This is a genomic window from Streptomyces sp. NBC_01304, from assembly GCF_035975855.1.
In the GTDB taxonomy this organism is placed as follows: Bacteria; Actinomycetota; Actinomycetes; order Streptomycetales; family Streptomycetaceae; genus Streptomyces.
On the sequence record NZ_CP109055.1, the window covers coordinates 2,792,049 to 2,809,163 of the forward strand.

Sequence of the window (17,115 nt, forward strand, 5' to 3'; positions counted from 1 at the left end):
CGGTGGTCCCCCGTTCAGCGGCAGCCCGGCACAGCGTAGAAGATGTGGCGGGCGGCGGGCATCCCGGTGAACGGCACCTTGCCCGGAATCGGCCGGGCGGCCCGGCAACCGCGGGGAGTCCAGGAAGCCGCAAGGAGTTCAGGAAGCCGCAGGGGGTTCAGGAACCCGCAGGGAGTTCAGGAACCCGCGGTGGGCAGCGTCACCTCGAAGCAGCAGCCGCCGACCACATTGCGTACGGCAGCCCTGCCCCGGTGGGCCTCGACGATGCCGCGCACGATGGCGAGACCCAGGCCCGCCCCGGCGGGAGGGGTGCGGGCGTGGTTGCCGCGCCAGCCGGTGTCGAAGACCCGGGGCAGGTCCTCCTCGGGGATGCCGCCGCAGCCGTCGGTGACGGAGACGACCACGCCGTCCCCGTCCGGCGAGCGGTGCGCGGCGACCGCGACCGTGCCGTCGGCGGGAGTGCGGCGGATCGCGTTGATCAGGAGGTTGCCGAGGACGCGGCTCATCTCCTTGCTGTCGACCTCCACGGGCAGCGCGTCGATCCGGTCGCCGACGAGGCGTACGCCGTGCTCGCGGGCCAGCGGGTCCACGCCGGCGAGGGCGTCGCCGACCAGGTCGTACACGGAGATGCGGGACGGGGTGAGGGCGAGGGAGCCCGCGTGGATGCGGGAGAGCTCGAAGAGGTCGCCGACCATGGAGTTCAGGTGCTCGACCTCCATGCGGATCTGGCGGAGGTAGCGGTCGGGGTCGGCGGCGACGCCGTCCTCCAGCGCCTCGGCCATGGCGCGCAGGCCGGCGAGGGGGGTGCGCAGGTCGTGGGAGATCCAGGCGACGAGCTCGCGCCGTGAGCTCTCCAGGGCGCGTTCGCGTTCGCGCGAGGCGTCCAGTTTGGCACTGGTGGCCTCCAACTCGCGGCTCAGCGCGGCGAGTTCGGCGGTGCCGTGACCGGCGGGCGCGGCGAAGCTGCCGCCGTCCCCGAAGGAGCGGGCCGCGACGGTGAGCGCCTGGCTGCGGGCCACCACCCAGCGGCCGAGCAGCAGCGCGGTGGCCAGGGAGACCACCGCGGCCATCGCCACGACGATCATGACCACGTTCAGGTCGTGCCGGGACAGGAACATCTCCCAGGCCACCGCGAGCGTGCCGGCGAGCATCGCGAGGACGGCGACGGCGGCGACCACGGTCAGCGACACCGTGAGCGAGCGATGCCTCAGCAGACGCAGGGCGAGCGCGCCGAGCAGCCCGACGCAGGCGGCACCGGCGAAGGCGAACAGGGCGATGAGAAGGATGTCCTGCACGACGGTCAACGCTCCCGGGGTGAAGGTGACCCGGCGGCGTCACCGGGGTCGGGGTCGGGGTCGGCTGCCAGGGGTTCGGTATCGGGGTCGGCTGCCAGGGGTTCGGTATCGGGGTCGGCTGCCAGGGGTTCGGCATCGGAACCGGCTGCCAGGGGTTCGGCATCGGAACCGGGTGCCAGGGTTACCGCACCCTCGGCACGCTCCCCGCCCGCACCCTGCTCCGCGCCCGCGCTGCCGAGCGAGCCGAACCGGTACCCCACCCCCCACACCGTCCGGATGAGCCGGGGCGAGGCCGGGTCGTCCTCGATCTTGCCGCGCAGCCTGCGGATGTGGACGGTGACCGTCGACAGGTCGCCGAAGTCCCAGCCCCACACCTCCCGCATCAGCTCTTCGCGCGTGAACGCCCGGTCGGGGTGGCGCAGGAAGAAGGTGAGCAGGTCGAACTCCCGTACCGTCAGGGCGAGTTCGGCACCGTCCTTGGTGGCGCGGCGGGCCGCCGGGTCGACCCGCAGGGCCGCCGCGGTGAGCAGGGCCGGGGGCCCGGGGTCCGGCGGGGCCGCCGCGGAGTGGGCCCGGCGCAGCACCGACTCGACCCGCAGGACGAGCTCACGCGGGCTGAAGGGCTTCGTCACGTAGTCGTCGGCGCCTATCTCCAGGCCGAGGATGCGGTCCTCCTCGTCGCCGCGCGCCGTCAGCATGATCACGGGGACGGGGCCCTGCTCGCGCAGCCTGCGGCACACCTCGAAGCCGCTCATCCCCGGCAGCATCAGGTCGAGGACGACCAGGTCGGGGCGGTGGGCGGCGGCGCGGTCGAGTGCGGAGCGCCCCTCGTCGGCCCGGTCGACGGCGTACCCGGCCCGGGTCAGATAGCCCGAGACGACCTCGGCCACCGTGGGGTCGTCGTCGACGACCAGCACGTGCCCGCGCGTTGCGTTCTCCATCCGGGACCTCCCGCTTTCCGGCCGTACGTCCGGCCCACGACAACCTTCGCACCCGCCCCCACCTCAGGGGCACGGCCCTTCGGCCCTCGGCGGCGGACGTCCCCGTTTCGTAAGAACCTCAAGTCCGAAATGCCCCTTTCGTATTCGTAGGGTGAGTGGCATGCCCCACTTCCCCGCAGCGGACGCCACCCGTCCGACACCACCGCCTGCCGTACGTGCCGACGTCGTGCTGCCCTGCCTCGACGAGGCCGCCGCGCTGCCCTGGGTGCTCTCCCGCATCCCGGCCGGCTGGCGCGCGATCGTCGTGGACAACGGCTCCACCGACGGCTCCGCCGCGCTCGCCCGCTCCCTCGGCGCGACGGTCGTGGCCGAACCGCGCCGCGGCTTCGGCGCGGCCTGCCACACCGGGCTGCAGGCCTCCGACGCGGAGTTCGTCTGCTTCTGCGACTGCGACGGCTCCCTCGATCCGGGGCTGCTGCCGGGTCTGGTGGAGTACGTCGCCGAAGGCGCGGCCGACCTGGTCCTCGGGCGGCGCCGCCCCGAGGGCGCGGGGGCGTGGCCGGCCCATGCACGGGCGGGGAACCTGGCGCTGGCACGGATGCTGCGGCGACGTACCGGACTGCGGCTGCGCGACCTGGGCCCGATGCGGGCCGCACGCCGCACGCAGCTCCTCGCTCTCGGCCTCACCGACCGCCGCAGCGGCTACCCGCTGCAGATGGTGGTCCGCGCGTCCGACGCGGGCCTGCGCGTGACCGAAACCGATGTGCCCTACCTGCCCCGCACCGGAAAGTCCAAGGTCACCGGCACCTGGCGCGGCACCTGGCAGGCGGTGCACGACATGCGCGAGGTGCTGCGGGAGCCCTCCGTGGGATCCGGGGCGGGAGCGGGGGCCGGACGATGAGCGAGGACACCGCGAGCAGCGGCGCGCGAGGCGAGAGCAGAGCGGGCCTGAGCAGCACGGGCGAGAACAGCACGGGCCTCAGCAGCACAGGCGAGAACAGCGCGGACCCCAGCAGCACGGCCGAGAACAGCTCGGGCGAGAGCAGAGCGGACCTCAGCAGAGCGGGCGAGCGCAGCGCGGGCGACCGCAAGGCGCAGGAAAGCATCACCCGTCCCGCACACGACGACCCCGGCCCGGACGAGGGCGCGCAACGCGCCCGCACAACGAGCCGATACAGCACACACCACGGCGCCCAACCCACACACCACGCCCCTGCCCCTGCCCCTGCCCCTGCCCCTGCCCCCGCCCCCGCCCCTGCCCCCGACCACGACACCCCGCCCGTCGGCGCGACCGGCCAAGACACGCCGCACCACGACGCACGACCCTCGCGCCCCACGCCCGGAAGCCCCGGCACCACAACCCTCCTCGTGATCGCGAAGGAGCCCCTGCCCGGCCGGGTCAAGACCCGGCTCACCCCGCCCTTCACCCCCGTCGAGGCCGCCCGCCTCGCCGAGGCCGCGCTCGCGGACACCCTCGCGGTCGTCCGCACCTTGCCGGCCCGCCGCCGGATCCTCGTCCTCGACGGGCGGCCCGGGCCCTGGCTGCCGCCGGGCTTCGACGTCGTGCCGCAGTGTCCGGGCGGGCTCGACGAGCGCCTCGCCGCCGCCTTCGGCGCCTGCACCGGGCCCGCCCTGCTCATCGGCATGGACACCCCGCAGATCACCCCCGCCCTGCTCGCCCCCGCGCTGGCCGCGGACGCCTGGCGGGACTGCGACGCCTTCTTCGGTCCCGCCGAGGACGGCGGGTTCTGGGCCCTCGGCCTCGCCGCTCCCGATCCGGACCTGCTGCGCGGCGTGCCGATGTCGGTGCCCGAGACGGGTGGCGCCCAGCGCCGTCGGCTGACCGAGGCCGGACTGCGGGTGCGGGATCTGCCGCCGCTGCGGGACGTCGACACGGCCGCCGATGCCGCGTACGTCGCCGCCGGGGCCCCGCACGGACGCTTCGCCGCCGTCTTCGCCGGCCTCACGGCGGTCGCCCGATGAGCACCGCCACCACACCAAGCGCCGGCACCAGTACCAGCACCCCGACAGGCGACCATGCCACCGTCTCCTGGTCCGCCGACCCCTACGTACACGCCCTGCGCACCGGCCGCGGCCCCCTCTTCCTGCGCCGTTCCGACGGCTGGCTGCTGCCCCTCGACGTCGAACGCTGGTGCGCGGGCGCGGATGCCGCCGACGAGTTGGCGCTGCGCCACTGCGAGGGCACCGTGCTCGACATCGGCTGCGGCCCCGGACGCCTGGTCGCGGCGCTCGCCGCGAGCGGTCGCCGGGCGCTCGGCATCGACGTCAGCGAGGCAGCGGTGGCCCGTACCCGGCGGCTCGGCGGCTCGGCCCTGCGGCGCGACGTCTTCGATTCCCTTCCGGGAGAGGGCCGTTGGGGTACGGCGTTGCTGCTCGACGGCAATGTGGGCATCGGCGGCGACCCGCACGCCCTCCTGGTCCGGGCCGCCGAACTGCTCGCGCCCGGCGGACTGCTGATCGCCGAGACCGCGCCGCTCGACGTGGACGAACGGGTCCGGGTCCGCATCGACGACGGCCGGGGCCGCGAGGGCCGCCTCTTCGCCTGGGCCCGCCTCGGCACGGCCGCCCTGCTCGGCCACGCCCTCCCGCTCGGCTGGCACCCGGTCGATCAGTGGGAGGCGGACGGCCGCCCCTTCGTGGCGCTGCGCCGCCCCCACCACGTACGGACGGCCGGCCCAAGCCCCGACATCGCGAACAGGCAGACGGTGACCGCCAGCCAGCGATCCAGGAACACCTCGGCGGACAGCCCGGTAGACCTCTCGTAACGCCGCGCCGACTGCCGGGTGATCAGCGGGAACCACACCAGCAGGAGCAGCCCGGACAACGCGGCCGGCACCCGGACGAAGTTCACCAGCCCGGAGCGGGTGCCCAACGCGAGCCGTACACCCCGGTCCACGAGCGCGTACGCCGGCAGCAGCAGGAGGTCATGCACGAGCGCGGCCCCGACCAGCCACGCCCCGATCGCGAGCCAGTCGCCTTCGAGGAGCCGCACGCCCGCGTATCCCGCAACCCCGAACGAACCGAGCAGCAGGGCGAGTTGGAGCGGACCCTCGCCGTACCAACGCCCGAATCGCTGACCCAACCGCTTCCAGAACCTCTTCCCGTGCCCGCTCATCGCAACTCCCCGAAGGTCAGCCGGGCGACCCATTTGGTGTTCAGGACACCGGGCGCCGCCGGAACGATGACGCGCGCCGGATAGCCGTGATCGGGCGACAGATCCTCGCCGTTGACCTGCAGGGCGAGCAGCGAGCGCGGGTCGCGCACCTGGTTGTCGCGCAGGGCGGCCCGGCGGAACGCGCCGCGCACTTGCAGGGATTCGACGAGTACGCCGGGTGGCCGGTCCGGGTCGAACCCGGCGAGCGCGGCCAGATCACGCAGCCGCACCCCGCGCCACCACTGGTCCGAGGTGGACCACCCCTCCACGCAGGCGATCGGCAACGCGGCGCTGTACTGGGCGAGTTGGAGCAGCTGCTGCCGGCTCAGGCGGGTCTCCCCCGCCGGCCCGCCACCGACGACCAGCCGCCAGCCGTCCCCCGTGTCCCTGGCCCCGACACCGACGGCGGCCGCCGTCTTGTTGATCTGGAATCCGTTCGGCCCCCGCCCCGGATCCGCACCGCCGTGCGGGGCGAACAGGGCGGTGCGCCGCAGCGGACCGTCGAAGCTCTGCCCCGCCGTGGTGGCCGCAAGGAGCAGCGAGCCCCCGCCCACCAGGGCGAGCGCACCGCGCCGCGAGACGGTCGCCGGGGCGGGCTCGGGCGCGGCGAGCGCATCCGGCTCGGCACGTCCACCGCTCTCCCCACGTGCGCGCAACACCCGCAGCGCCTGCGGCAACCGCAGCCCCACATGGGCCAAGAAGGCGGCGAAGAACACCCATGCCCCGTAGAAGTGCAGCGGGTAGAAGGACCCCGGAAACACGTACTCCAGTTGGACGTTGAGCACCCCGGTGACGAACTCGAACAGCCCGCCGCCCACGAGCAGCAGCAGCGAGACCCGTTCCAGCGCGTGCCCCACCGACCGCGCGGGAGGCAGCGCGAACAGTTTCGGGATCACCGACCAGAGCTTGGCGAGCAGCACCGGGATCAGCGCGATGCCGACCGTGACGTGCAGTCCCTGGGTGAGGCGGTACAGCCACGGCGGATCGGTCGGCCAGTCGAAGAGGTAGAAGCCCAACAGCCCCTTGTCGGGCGTCTTGTCGTTGACCGACGACAGGTTCGGGTTGTACGCCGCGTACGACAGCAGTCCCGTCACGAACAGCAGCGTGATCCCGCCGAGCAGCACGATGCCGAGCACCGCCGTGAAACGCGCACCGCGTACGGGACTTGACCAGACGCGCTCGGGGCGCGGCCGAAATCGGGGGGCTTCCATGCGTCGACGGTAGGACGGCCGACGCGCTCTCAGGGCGTGCGAAAGATGACGAAACCCTGACGTCGGGTGCCGTACGGCTCTTGATCGCCACGGGTCTGCCTACCGTGCCCGAGTGACCATAGAATCCGGGACCCGCCGCGATGTGGGGGCGGCCGTCGCCGCCGTGCTGCTCGTCGCGGTCGCCGCCGTCGTCGGGACGTACATCGAGCGCACCGACGGGACGCTGCACGTCGGTTGGCCACCGCTGTACGCCAACTGGCTGCCGCACCTGGGCCCCGGCACCCCGGCCGCCCTCGCGATCGCCGTCGCGGTGACCGCGTACGGCCCCGCCCTCGCCGCCCGACTGCCCTGGCGGGCTCTCCTGGCAGCGAGTGCGGCCGCCTCCCTGGGCTGGATCCTCTCCCTGGCCCTGATCGACGGCTGGCACCGCGGCATCGCCCGCCGGCTCACCACCAAGTACGAATACCTGCAGGTCATCGACCGCTTCAACGACATCCCCGCGACCCTGCGGGACTACACGAACCACATCCTGATCGAGTCCCCCGACCACTGGCCCGCCCACATCGCGGGGCATCCGCCGGGCGCCGTCCTCACCTTCGTGGGCCTCGACCGCATCGGCCTCGGCGGTGGCGCGTGGGCCGGGATGTGGTGCATCGTCCTCGCCGCCTCGGCAGCCGTCGCCGTGCTCGTCACGCTGCGGGCCCTGACCGACGAGACACTGGCGCGCCGCGCCGCGCCCTTCCTCGTGCTCGCCCCGGCCGCCGTCTGGACGGGCGCGTCCGCCGACGGCTACTTCGCCGCCGTCGCGGCCTGGGCGATCGCCCTGCTCACACTCGCCGCCACCCGCAAGGCGCGCAGGCCGGTGGTCGCCGCCGTCGGCTCGGGCCTCCTCTTCGGCCTCACCGTCTACCTCTCGTACGGCCTGACGCTGATCGCGGTCGTCGCCCTCGCGGTGCTCGCCGTCACGCGTACGCTCCGGCCCTTGCCGTACGTCGTCGCGGGGGCCCTGGTGGTGCCGCTCGCCTTCACCCTCTTGGGCTTCAACTGGTGGGAGGCGTACCGGATTCTCGTCGAGCGCTACTACCAAGGGGCCGGGGGCATCCGCCCGTACTGGTACTGGATCTGGGCGAACCTGGCCTGCACGGTGCTCGTGGTCGGGCCGGCGACGGTGGCGGGGCTCCGCCGAGCGGTGGCCTCAACTCCCTTGAACCTGCGGGAGGTTCGAGCGGTACGCGGCACCAGCACGTCCGCCGCCCGCGTCGCCCTGCTCACCCTGGCCGCGCTGCTCGCCCTCGCCATCGCCGACCTGTCCGGCATGAGCAAGGCCGAGACCGAACGCATCTGGCTGCCCTTCGCCCTCTGGCTGCTGCCCGCCACGGCCCTCCTGCCGGGCTCGCGGCGGGCATGGCTGACGGCTCAGGCGGGCCTGGCACTGCTGCTCAACCACCTGCTGCTCACGGGCTGGTGAGCCCTGCGGCCCCTGCGGACCCACTGGACCGTGTGGACCCTGCAGACACACTGGACCACCTCACCGGAGCTCGCTCACGGCGAACTCGGCCATCCCCTCGGCGAAGCCGACCTGGGGCTTCCAGCCCAGGTCCGCCCGCAGCCGGGCGGAGTCCGCGGTGATGTGCCGGACGTCGCCCAGACGGAACTCCCCCGTGACCACCGGCTCCGGACCGCCGTGCGCGGCGGCCAGTGCGCGGGCCATCTCCCCGACGGTGTGCGGCTCACCGCTGCCCGTGTTGTAGGCGGTGAGGGCCCCGGCCGCCCCGCCCTCGACGGCTTCGAGCGCCGTGACCCCCGCGGCGGCCACGTCCCGTACGTGCACGAAGTCCCTGCGCTGGCCGCCGTCCTCGAAGACCCGGGGCGCCTCGCCACGGGCCAGCGCCGAGCGGAACAGCGAGGCCACGCCCGCATAGGGGGTGTCGCGCGGCATCCGGGGCCCGTACACGTTGTGGTAGCGCAGGCTGACGGCCCGCCCGTCGGTCACGCGGGCCCAGGCGCCGGCCAGGTGTTCCTGGGCCAGCTTGGTCGTGGCGTACACATTGCGGGGGTCGACGGGGGCGTCCTCGCCGACCAGTCCGGGGGCCAACTCGGCGCCGCAGTACGGGCAGTGGGGCTCGAAGCAGCCCTCGCGCAGATCCGCTGCGGCGCGCGGTCCGGGCCGCACGGTGCCGTGCTGGGCGCAGTCGTAGCGCCCCTCCCCGTACACGACCATCGACCCGGCCAGGACCAGGCGCCGGATCCCGGTCTCGGCCATCGCGGCGAGCAGCACCGCGGTCCCCAGGTCGTTGCAGCTCACATAGGCGGGAGCGTCCGCGAAGTCCTTGCCGAGCCCGACCATCGCGGCCTGATGGCACACGGCGTCCACGCCGCGCAGCGCTCTGCGCAGCGCATCCGGGTCACGTACGTCGCCGTGGATCCACTCCGCGTCCGGCTGCCGCGCGGGTACGCCGTGGTGGGCGCTCGGCAACAGGGCGTCGAGCACGACGGGTTCGTGCCCGCGTCCTTCGAGTGCCTCGACGATGTGCGATCCGATGAACCCGGCTCCGCCGGTGACGAGTGTGCGCATGCCCTGACGCTAGGGCCCGGCCGGGCACCCGCGGCCGGATCGCCCGCCGACGTCACGGACCCGTAAGGAACGGCGCACGGCACGGACCTACCGGTCGAAAATGCCGGGGCCGCCGCCGAACCGGCCGGTTCCCCCAGGCAGTACGCTGGGGGAACCGGGAGCACTTCGCACAGCGGCCACTACGCCAATGTCGTTCCCGGCGAGCGACAACAGCCGGGCCGCCGTCCACCGACTGCGATCCGGAGACGGGTCCGCGCTCATGTCCGCGACCACTGCCATCGTCCGCACCACCACCCCCCGCTTGGCGCTGAAGCCCGAGGCCGCTGTCGGCCACGGCCTCCTGGACGGCGCCTGGTGGCCGCGTTCCCGCGACCTCCCGCATGAACTGCCCTCGCTGACCGATGTGTTGGACCCGCTGTGGGGGCGCGTCACCCGCATCGCCGTGAACCCCGGGCAGTGGCCGGTGGTCCCCCGCGAGGTGCCCGTCGGCGGGCGTGTGGTGAAGGTCGGCTGGTTCAAGGCCGAGCTGGACCCGCACAAGATCCTGCTCCTCTCGTACACCGTCGGCCGCTGGGACCTCCTGGTGATACCGCCGGAGCTGAGTGAGGCCGCGGCCGCCCGCCTGATGGCCGCGGCGACCGACACCACCGGCCCGCAGCTCACGGCGAGCGCACTGATCGCGGCCGAGGAGGCCGCGTACGGAACGTCCACCGCGCACGACTCACCGGCCGTGGACGATCTGCCCGTCCAACTCACCCGCCTGGCCGCCTCGTTGTAGCCAGGTCCGCCGCGCCCCGCAGCACGGCGCGCCCACTCCCTTCGCAGCCCTTGACCCCGGCAGCGCGTCCCGTACCGCCCGGACCGCGAGGTCGAGGAGACCCTGAATGTCCGTCAGTTCCACCCCCATGCCCCAGTCCGCCTACACCGTTTCCGGGGACCCGGTCGCCGCACCGTCGGAGGCCGCGAACCCTCATGAGTACGACGGCACCACACCGTTCCCCACGGACGCTCCGGCGCCCGGACGCACCGGCGGTGAGCGCCTCTACGTCGCGGTGACCGGCGCGATCGTCACCGTGCCGTTCCTCGCGCTCGGCCTCGGCGGCTGGCTGCTGTGGGGCAGCCTGATCCACACCGCCGACGTCGTGCTCGCCCTCGTCCTCTACGTCGTGACCGGCCTGGGCGTGACGGTCGGCTTCCACCGCGGGCTCACCCACGGCGGATTCACCGCCGCACGCCCGGTGCGGATCGCACTCGCCGTGGCGGGTTCGATGAGCTTCCAGGGCGATGTCATCGGCTGGGTCGCCACCCATCGCCGCCATCACGCCTTCACCGACCGGCCCGGCGACCCGCACTCCCCCTACCGTTACGGTACGCACCTGCGCGGGCAGCTCCGCGGCCTCGCCCACGCGCACATCGGCTGGCTGTTCCGCAACGACCGCACCCCGGCCCGTCGTTACGCCCCCGATCTGCTCGCCGATCCCGACATCCGCGCCGTCAACCGGGCCTTCCCCGCGCTGTGCGTGCTCACGCTCGCCCTGCCGTTCGCGGCGGGCTGGGCCATCGGCGGGAGCTTGCTGCACGGGGTGACGGGCCTGTTGTGGGCCGGGTTGGTCCGGATCACGCTGCTCCACCATGTGACCTGGAGCGTCAACTCGCTCTGCCACCTGGTCGGCGAACGGCCCTTCCGCACCCGCCGCCACGACCGGGCCACCAACCTGTGGCCGCTGGCCCTGATCTCTTTCGGCGAGAGCTGGCACAACCTGCACCACGCGGATCCGACGAGCGCCCGGCACGGCGTCGACCGCGGTCAGCTCGACCCGTCCGCCGCCGTCATCCGCCTCTTCGAACGCCTCGGCTGGGTGCGCGACGTGCGCTGGCCCTCTCCGGCCCGCGTCGCGGCCCGTCGCACCTGAGCCCGCACCATTCCTTCCAGCACGGGAGCCCCCGCCCATGACCACGACCCTGCACCCCCTGCCCACCCCGCGCACGGTCCGCCTGAGCCTGGCCCCGGCCGGCGGCGAACCGCGGGCCATCGACGGGGCGTGGTGGCCCCACAGCGACGACCTCACGGACGAACTGGCGCTGCTGATCCGGGCCTTGCCGCACAGCTGGCCGCAGATCGCCCATGTGACGGTCAACCCGGCCATGTGGTCCGCGCTCCCGGGCCGGATCCTCGTCGCCAACCAGGTGATCCGGCTGCACCGGAGCACCGCACAGCACGCCCCGGACACGGTCTGCCTGCTCGCTCCGGGCCGGGGCAGGTGGGATCTGCTGGTCGTGCGGCCCGACACGGAAGAGGCCGAGGCGCTGCTCCTCATGGCCGGCGCCACGGCGGCCGCGTCACGGCCGTGGTGAGCGCGGGCCCGTGAACGGCAGCGCGACCGGCCTCCTTCGGCGGAGGCCGGTCGCGCGCCGTCACCTCGTCACAGGGTGCGAGCAGCCTTCGCTATGTCACGCGCGAACGTGGACACCTCGGTGTACACACCAGGCTTGCCCGGACGGGCACAGCCGTCGCCCCAGCTCACGATCCCGACCTGGATCCACTTCTTGTTGTCGTCCTTGCGGAACATCGGCCCACCGGAGTCCCCCTGGCAGGTGTCGACACCCCCGGTCTCGACGAACCCGGCACAGATCTCCTGCTTGGGCGTGAGATCGGCCCCGTACGCCGCCTTGCACGCGGCATCGGACACGAACGGCACCGTGGCCTTGAGCAGGTGGCGCTGCTGAGCGCCGTCCTCGCGGTTGGCGCCCCAGCCCGCCACCGTGAACTTGCCCTTGTTGTACGTCGTGTTGGTCGCGATCTTCAGCGTCGGCAGGTCGATCGGCTTGGCGAGCTTGATGAGCGCCCAGTCCTTGCCCTTGCCGTTGTAGCCGGGAGCCTGCAGGACCTTGGTGGACTTGACCTTGATGGCCTTGGGGTCCTTGAGGTCGGCGACGCCGGCCGTCGCGGTGATGGTGCGGTTCGGGCCCGAGCCGTCCACGCAGTGCGCGGCGGTGAGGACGATGTCCTTCTTGTACAGCGCGCCGCCGCAGCCCATGGAGAGCCGGACCATGAAGGGGAACTCCCCCTGCTTGGCCCGGATTCCGCCGACGACGTACGGGGTGGGATCCCAGCTCCCGTCCGCGGCACGCACCGCACCGGCGGGCTCGGTGGCCGGGCCGGCGTGCGCGGCGAGCGGTTCGAGGCTGACCGCGGCGAGCGCGACGGCCCCGACGGCGGCGAGTCTCGTAAGTGACTTGCCTGTACGGGAGGTTCTGAGGGTTCTGTGCATCTTGGTCCCTTCACGGGTCGATGGGCAGGAAGATCACACGCTTCCAGGCGCATACCCGCATTCAGGCCCCAACTGGATCACAACGCACAGGAAGTTGAGTAACGGCCGCGTAACGCCAGGGGCGCGTGCGGGGTCTTGGTGCGCGCGGGCGCAAAGAGGTCGGCACGTTTCATCAGCCCCCAAAAGGCGCGCCGCACTCCGTTGCGACATCTCGGGCGGGCGGGCACCGTAGGAGGGTATCGGGCACACGCGCAGGGGGACTGTGGCGGTGCCCGCACAACGGTTGGGGGGCCGGAAATGACATCGGGGGACGAGCGCTTCGAGTCCGACGGGACACGACACCTCGGACCGGGCGGGGACCGCGGGCCGCGGGACGAGCCGGGGGATGCCGTGGGCCAGGAGCCGCAGGATGACGTGGGGCAGGAACCGCGGGATGCCATGGGCGAGGAGCCGCAGGATGACGTAGGGCAGGAACCGGAGGGCGCACGGTCGAGGCCGGAGGACGGACGACCGGGACGAGAAGACGCACGGTCGGGACAGGATGAGGCCCCGGGCCCGACGGACGGCCGCCACGAACCTCCGGGCCCGGCCCCTGCGGACGACCACTACCAGCCTCCCGGCCCAGACCCCGCGGACCACCGCCACCAGCCTCCCCGCCCAGACCTGACGGACGACCACTACCAACCTCCCGGCCCAGACCCCATCCACGACCGCCACCAACCACCCCGCCCGGCCCCCGTGGACGACCGCTACCCGCCTCCCGGCCCGGACCCGACGGACAACCACTACCAACCCCCCAGCCCAGACCCCATCCACGACCGCCACCAACCACCCCGCCCGGCCCCCGTGGACGACCGCTACCCGCCTCCCGGCCCGGACCCGACGGACAACCACTACCAACCCCCCGGCCCAGACCCCATCCACGACCGCCACGAACCACCCCGCCCAGACCCCGTGGACGACCGCTACCCGCCTCCCGGCGCGAGCCCCGCGGATGACCACTACCAGCCTCGCTCCCCGGCCCCCGTGACGGACGCCGACCAGCCTCCGGCCCAGGACCCCGTGACGGACCGCCCCGGACCACCCGGCCCAGACCCACGCGCAGGCGCCCCGTGGCCCGGAGTGCAGGACGCGCCTCGCCAGCCGGAGGGGCCATCAACTCCCGCCCCGCCACCGCCCAGTTGGCTCACTCCGGAGGAGCCCGCGCCCGACCATCGGGTGAGCCCGGGGCAGGATCCGGCCCGGCCGCCGATTCCGGACGCACAGTCGGCTTATACGCACTCGCCGTACGCACAGTCGCCGCACGCGCAGCCCCCGCCCCCCGCACCGGGCGAGGGCCCGCCGGCCGGCCGGCCGTACGCGGGACCGCCGCACGCCGCATCCGCCCAACCCCCGGGCGGCGGTCCCGACCAGCCCACCTGGGCCCCGCCACCCCGCTCGCCCCAACCCGGCTACGGCCCCGAGGCGGGCCCAGGCGCAGCTCCCGGCGAGGCCCCAACTCCCGGCGCCGCCCGGCAAGGTCGGCCACCGGAAGGCCCAGCTCCGCAAGCTTGGCCACCGCAAGGCTCCGCCCAACAGGGCTGGCCACAACAAGGCTCACCCGAGCAAGCCCAACCCCCACAAGGCCCACCCCAACAGGGCTGGCCCCCACAAGGCCCACCCCAGCAAGCCCAACCCCCACAAGGCCCACCCCAACAGGGCTGGCCACAACAAGGCTCACCCCAGCAAGCCCAACCCCCACAAGGCCCACCCCAACAAGGCTGGCCACAACAAGACCCACCCGACCAAGCCCAACCCCCGCAAGGCTCACCCCAACAGGGCTGGCCACCCCAGGGCCCACCCGACCAAGGCCCACCCCAACAAGGCTGGCCACCCCAAGGCCCACCCGACCAAGGCCCACCCCAACAAGGCTGGCCACCCCAAGGCCCACCCGACCAGGGCCAGCCCTCGCAAGCCCCACCCCAACACCCCTGGCCGCCCCAACACCCCGGCCAACCCCCCGCAGCCCCACCCCCCGACTGGCCCCCGCAGGGCCCCGGCACCCCACCGGACTGGCCCCCACCTCCTCCGCCGGGACCGCCCGGTCCCCCGCCCGGCGGCGCCCCCCGGCCCAACCCTGACCCCAAGCGCTCCGCCGCCGTAGGCCTGCTCAACCTCACCGGGCTCGGGCTCGGCTATCTCGCGCTGCGGCAATGGCTCCTGGCCGGGCTGTGCTGGGCCGCCACCATCGCGCTGCTCGTGGTCGCGCTCCCGGCCGAGCCCGACGGCATCCCCATGGCCTACGTCATCGGCTACGCCGCCGTACTCGCGCTCGCCGCCGCCGACGGGGCACGCCGTGCGCTGCGTACTCCCCTGGGCGTCGCCAGACTCCGCTCGGGCCTGGCCGTGATCCTCGGCCTCGTGCTGCTCCTGGTGCCCGCGGGCGGCGCGTACGCGTACGACGCCGCGCACGACGAGGCCGTCGAGAAGATGCTGCTCGAACGCCTCGACAAGGCCGACAAGGTCGTCGACCGGGCGGAGGCGAAGACCTTCGCGAAATCGGAGAAGGACTACACGCGAGCCCTCGGCACCTACGGCGAACTCGGCGAGGACCACGCGGGTTCACGCGCCGCGGACCGGGTCCCGGACAGCCTCGACGCGCTCTACAAGGCTGTCGCGCAGCCCTACACCGAGCGGGCGTACTGCGAGGCCGTCGAGCCGTTGAAGTATCTGCGGACCGTGCCGAAGAAGGTCGACGAGGACGTCCTGGGCAAACTCGCGAAGTGGCCCGACGAACGGCTCGCCACGTCGTTCTACGAGTGCGGCATGTCCGAGCTCGGCTCAGCGGACGAGGGAGGCGGCTCGGACGGCGGAGGCGGCAGCCTGGCCGAACTCCTCAGCACCTTCCCGGAGTCGAAGCAGGCGGACAAGGTCGAGCCGGACATCCGCGCCGAAATCGACTCGCGCGTCGAGGAGTTGAAGGGCTCCGACCCGTGCGAGGTCACCGAAGGACTGCGCAACATCGGCAAGACGGTGGGCGGGCTGCCGCCCGACGCCTCCGAAGCGCTGAGCAAGGAGAGCGACAGCTCGGTGGAGAAGGGCGTCTTCGCCTGTGGCGTCGACCAGTTCAAGGACAAGGACTTCGAGGCCGCCAGGGCCACGATGGACGACTACGCCAAGACCTACCCGGACAGCGGCCGCCACGGCTGGGCCAAGGACATCGCGACCGCGGCGGAGATCGCCAAGGTGAAGGCCTCGGCCGGCAGCCGGCTGCCGCCGGAGCGCGCCCCGGGCGGCAAGCGGACCGTCTTCCTGGTCCTGAACGACTCACCGGAGTCGGGCCAGATGCTCTACACCGGCCCGATGACCGGCACGGCCGACCTCAAGGCGTGCGGCAGCTGCAAGGTGTACCCCACCCGGAAGGCCTCCGACGACAAGAGCTGCTCGGCCGACCTGAAGAAGTACCCGAAGGTCGAGCTCCGACTGACCCCGGGCACCTACCACTTCCTCTCCAAACGAGGAGGGGACGGCTACGGCGACGAGGTGTCCACCGTCAGGGTGCCCGGCGACACGATCGGCCTCTGCTCCACCATCTACGAGAAATGAGGAGCAACCTCGACCGGACCCCGACCACGGACCGGCTCCGCGCACGCGGAGCTAGTCCGGATCGGACGTCTCCGCCTCCACCTGCCGCCGCGTCACCGGCCCGTACACCCCGGACTCCTCCCCGATGGCCCGCGCCTCCTGGAACCGCGCGACGGCCTGCTCGACCTCGGCGTTGTAGTTGCCGTGCGCGGCACCGACGTACAACTGCAGCTGCTGCAGCCGCAGTTGGAGCTCGACGACCTCGTCGCCGCGGTCGCCCCGGCGCAGCGTGCCCGGCGTCTCGGCCGGGCTGGACGACGGCTTGGAGCTGGACGGGCTCGGCGACTTGGACGCGGAGGCGGAGGACGACGGCCGCGTCACACCGGAGGAGGGCGAGGCCGAGGACGACGGCCGCGCGGAGGCGGACTCGCTCGGCGAGGCGGGGCGTGTCGAACTGCGGCTCGCACGCTCGGACTTCGAGGCGGAGGCGTCGGGCGAGTCGGCGGCACTCGGCGACGCGGCGTCGGACGGACCTCCGGCCCGCACGCTCACCCCGTCGGCGCCGGGTTCGGAGCTGAACATTCCACCGGCCGCCCCCAGCGCCCCGGCGGTCAGCACCACCGCGGCCGCCAGGCCGAATACGATCGCCGGGCGCTTCCGGTTACGTACGGGCGCGTACGGATCCTCATCATGACCGACGACATGACCGGCGACATGGCCGGCGGCGTCACCGGAGGCATGCACCAGACCGTCACCCGCCCCGGCGTCCGCCACCTCCGGCGGAAGCGGCTGCGCGGGCGGCGCCTGGGCGCGCGTCTGCTCCAGCTCGTCGAAGAGCTCGACGTCCGCCTCGCGCCGCGCGGCCTCCGCCTGACCCGGCGGCGCCACCTGCCCGAACACCGGACCGGCCTCGTCCACGACCACGGTCCCCGGCGCGACCTCGGCCTCCGAGGCCTGATCCGCCTGCCGCGCCCGCAGTGCGCAGTCGCAGGCCGGCCGCAGATCGGGCAACCGCTGCGCGCCGCACGCGGGGCAATACTGTGCGTCCACCGTCGTCCACGCCTTCCCTCTGGCTTGCGGTC

At 73.4% G+C, this 17,115-nt stretch carries 14 protein-coding genes; 8 read left to right on the forward strand and 6 right to left on the reverse strand.

Going from position 1 to position 17,115, the window contains the following annotated elements; translation table 11 throughout:
* Window positions 1–176: 176 nt before the first annotated feature.
* Together OG430_RS12105 and OG430_RS12110 are read right to left on the reverse strand one after the other, a co-directional pair.
* The gene (locus tag OG430_RS12105; protein ID WP_327352466.1) at window positions 177–1,295 is read right to left on the reverse strand and encodes a sensor histidine kinase; all 1,119 of its coding nucleotides are present in this window, start codon (window positions 1,293–1,295) and stop codon (window positions 177–179) included.
* Window positions 1,296–1,300: 5 nt separating this feature from the next.
* Window positions 1,301–2,236: a response regulator transcription factor gene (locus OG430_RS12110; protein WP_327352467.1), complete on the reverse strand. Its 936-nt coding sequence runs from the start codon at window positions 2,234–2,236 to the stop codon at window positions 1,301–1,303.
* A 160-nt stretch (window positions 2,237–2,396) separates the two neighbouring features.
* Between OG430_RS12110 and OG430_RS12115 the strand changes: the two genes are divergently transcribed.
* The 3 genes from OG430_RS12115 (at window position 2,397) to OG430_RS12125 (ending at window position 5,022) form a co-directional block, all read left to right on the forward strand.
* A complete protein-coding gene (locus OG430_RS12115) occupies window positions 2,397–3,137 on the forward strand; it encodes a glycosyltransferase family 2 protein (protein WP_327352468.1) in 741 nt (246 codons plus the stop codon).
* Between the two features lie 467 nt (window positions 3,138–3,604).
* Entirely contained in the window at window positions 3,605–4,219 is a 615-nt protein-coding gene (locus OG430_RS12120) for a TIGR04282 family arsenosugar biosynthesis glycosyltransferase (protein ID WP_327359060.1), read from the forward strand.
* Complete coding sequence (locus OG430_RS12125) at window positions 4,216–5,022, forward strand: class I SAM-dependent DNA methyltransferase (RefSeq protein WP_327352469.1); 807 nt, start codon at window positions 4,216–4,218, stop codon at window positions 5,020–5,022. The genes OG430_RS12120 and OG430_RS12125 overlap by 4 nt, the downstream gene beginning before the upstream one ends.
* 346 nt (window positions 5,023–5,368) lie before the next feature.
* Here the strand turns inward: OG430_RS12125 and OG430_RS12130 are convergent, their stop codons facing one another.
* Entirely contained in the window at window positions 5,369–6,622 is a 1,254-nt protein-coding gene (locus OG430_RS12130) for a molybdopterin-dependent oxidoreductase (RefSeq protein WP_327352470.1), read from the reverse strand.
* 112 nt (window positions 6,623–6,734) lie between these two features.
* Between OG430_RS12130 and OG430_RS12135 the strand changes: the two genes are divergently transcribed.
* Entirely contained in the window at window positions 6,735–8,090 is a 1,356-nt protein-coding gene (locus OG430_RS12135) for a hypothetical protein (RefSeq protein ID WP_327352471.1), read from the forward strand.
* Window positions 8,091–8,150: 60 nt separating this feature from the next.
* On the opposite strand, the gene OG430_RS12140 is transcribed toward OG430_RS12135, so the two are convergent.
* Window positions 8,151–9,197, reverse strand: coding sequence for an NAD-dependent epimerase/dehydratase family protein (locus OG430_RS12140; RefSeq protein WP_327352472.1), 1,047 nt, complete (start codon window positions 9,195–9,197; stop codon window positions 8,151–8,153).
* Window positions 9,198–9,456: 259 nt separating this feature from the next.
* Here OG430_RS12140 and OG430_RS12145 point away from each other — a divergent pair, with 259 nt between their 5' ends.
* From OG430_RS12145 to OG430_RS12155, 3 genes are all read left to right on the forward strand, one after another.
* Complete coding sequence (locus OG430_RS12145) at window positions 9,457–9,975, forward strand: DUF5994 family protein (RefSeq protein ID WP_327352473.1); 519 nt, start codon at window positions 9,457–9,459, stop codon at window positions 9,973–9,975.
* Between the two features lie 106 nt (window positions 9,976–10,081).
* Entirely contained in the window at window positions 10,082–11,110 is a 1,029-nt protein-coding gene (locus OG430_RS12150; protein WP_327352474.1) for an acyl-CoA desaturase, read from the forward strand.
* A gap of 37 nt (window positions 11,111–11,147) precedes the next feature.
* Window positions 11,148–11,552 (forward strand): DUF5994 family protein, encoded by a 405-nt coding sequence (locus OG430_RS12155; protein ID WP_327352475.1) that lies wholly within the window; start codon window positions 11,148–11,150, stop codon window positions 11,550–11,552.
* Between the two features lie 68 nt (window positions 11,553–11,620).
* Here the strand turns inward: OG430_RS12155 and OG430_RS12160 are convergent, their stop codons facing one another.
* Complete coding sequence (locus OG430_RS12160) at window positions 11,621–12,469, reverse strand: S1 family peptidase (protein WP_327352476.1); 849 nt, start codon at window positions 12,467–12,469, stop codon at window positions 11,621–11,623.
* Window positions 12,470–14,707: 2,238 nt separating this feature from the next.
* On the opposite strand from OG430_RS12160, the gene OG430_RS12165 reads away from it, so the two are divergent.
* Complete coding sequence (locus OG430_RS12165) at window positions 14,708–16,054, forward strand: hypothetical protein (protein WP_327352477.1); 1,347 nt, start codon at window positions 14,708–14,710, stop codon at window positions 16,052–16,054.
* A 51-nt stretch (window positions 16,055–16,105) separates the two neighbouring features.
* Here OG430_RS12165 and OG430_RS12170 read toward each other — a convergent pair whose 3' ends face one another.
* A complete protein-coding gene (locus tag OG430_RS12170; RefSeq protein ID WP_327352478.1) occupies window positions 16,106–17,083 on the reverse strand; it encodes a peptidoglycan-binding domain-containing protein in 978 nt (325 codons plus the stop codon).
* Between the last annotated feature and the right edge of the window lie 32 nt (window positions 17,084–17,115).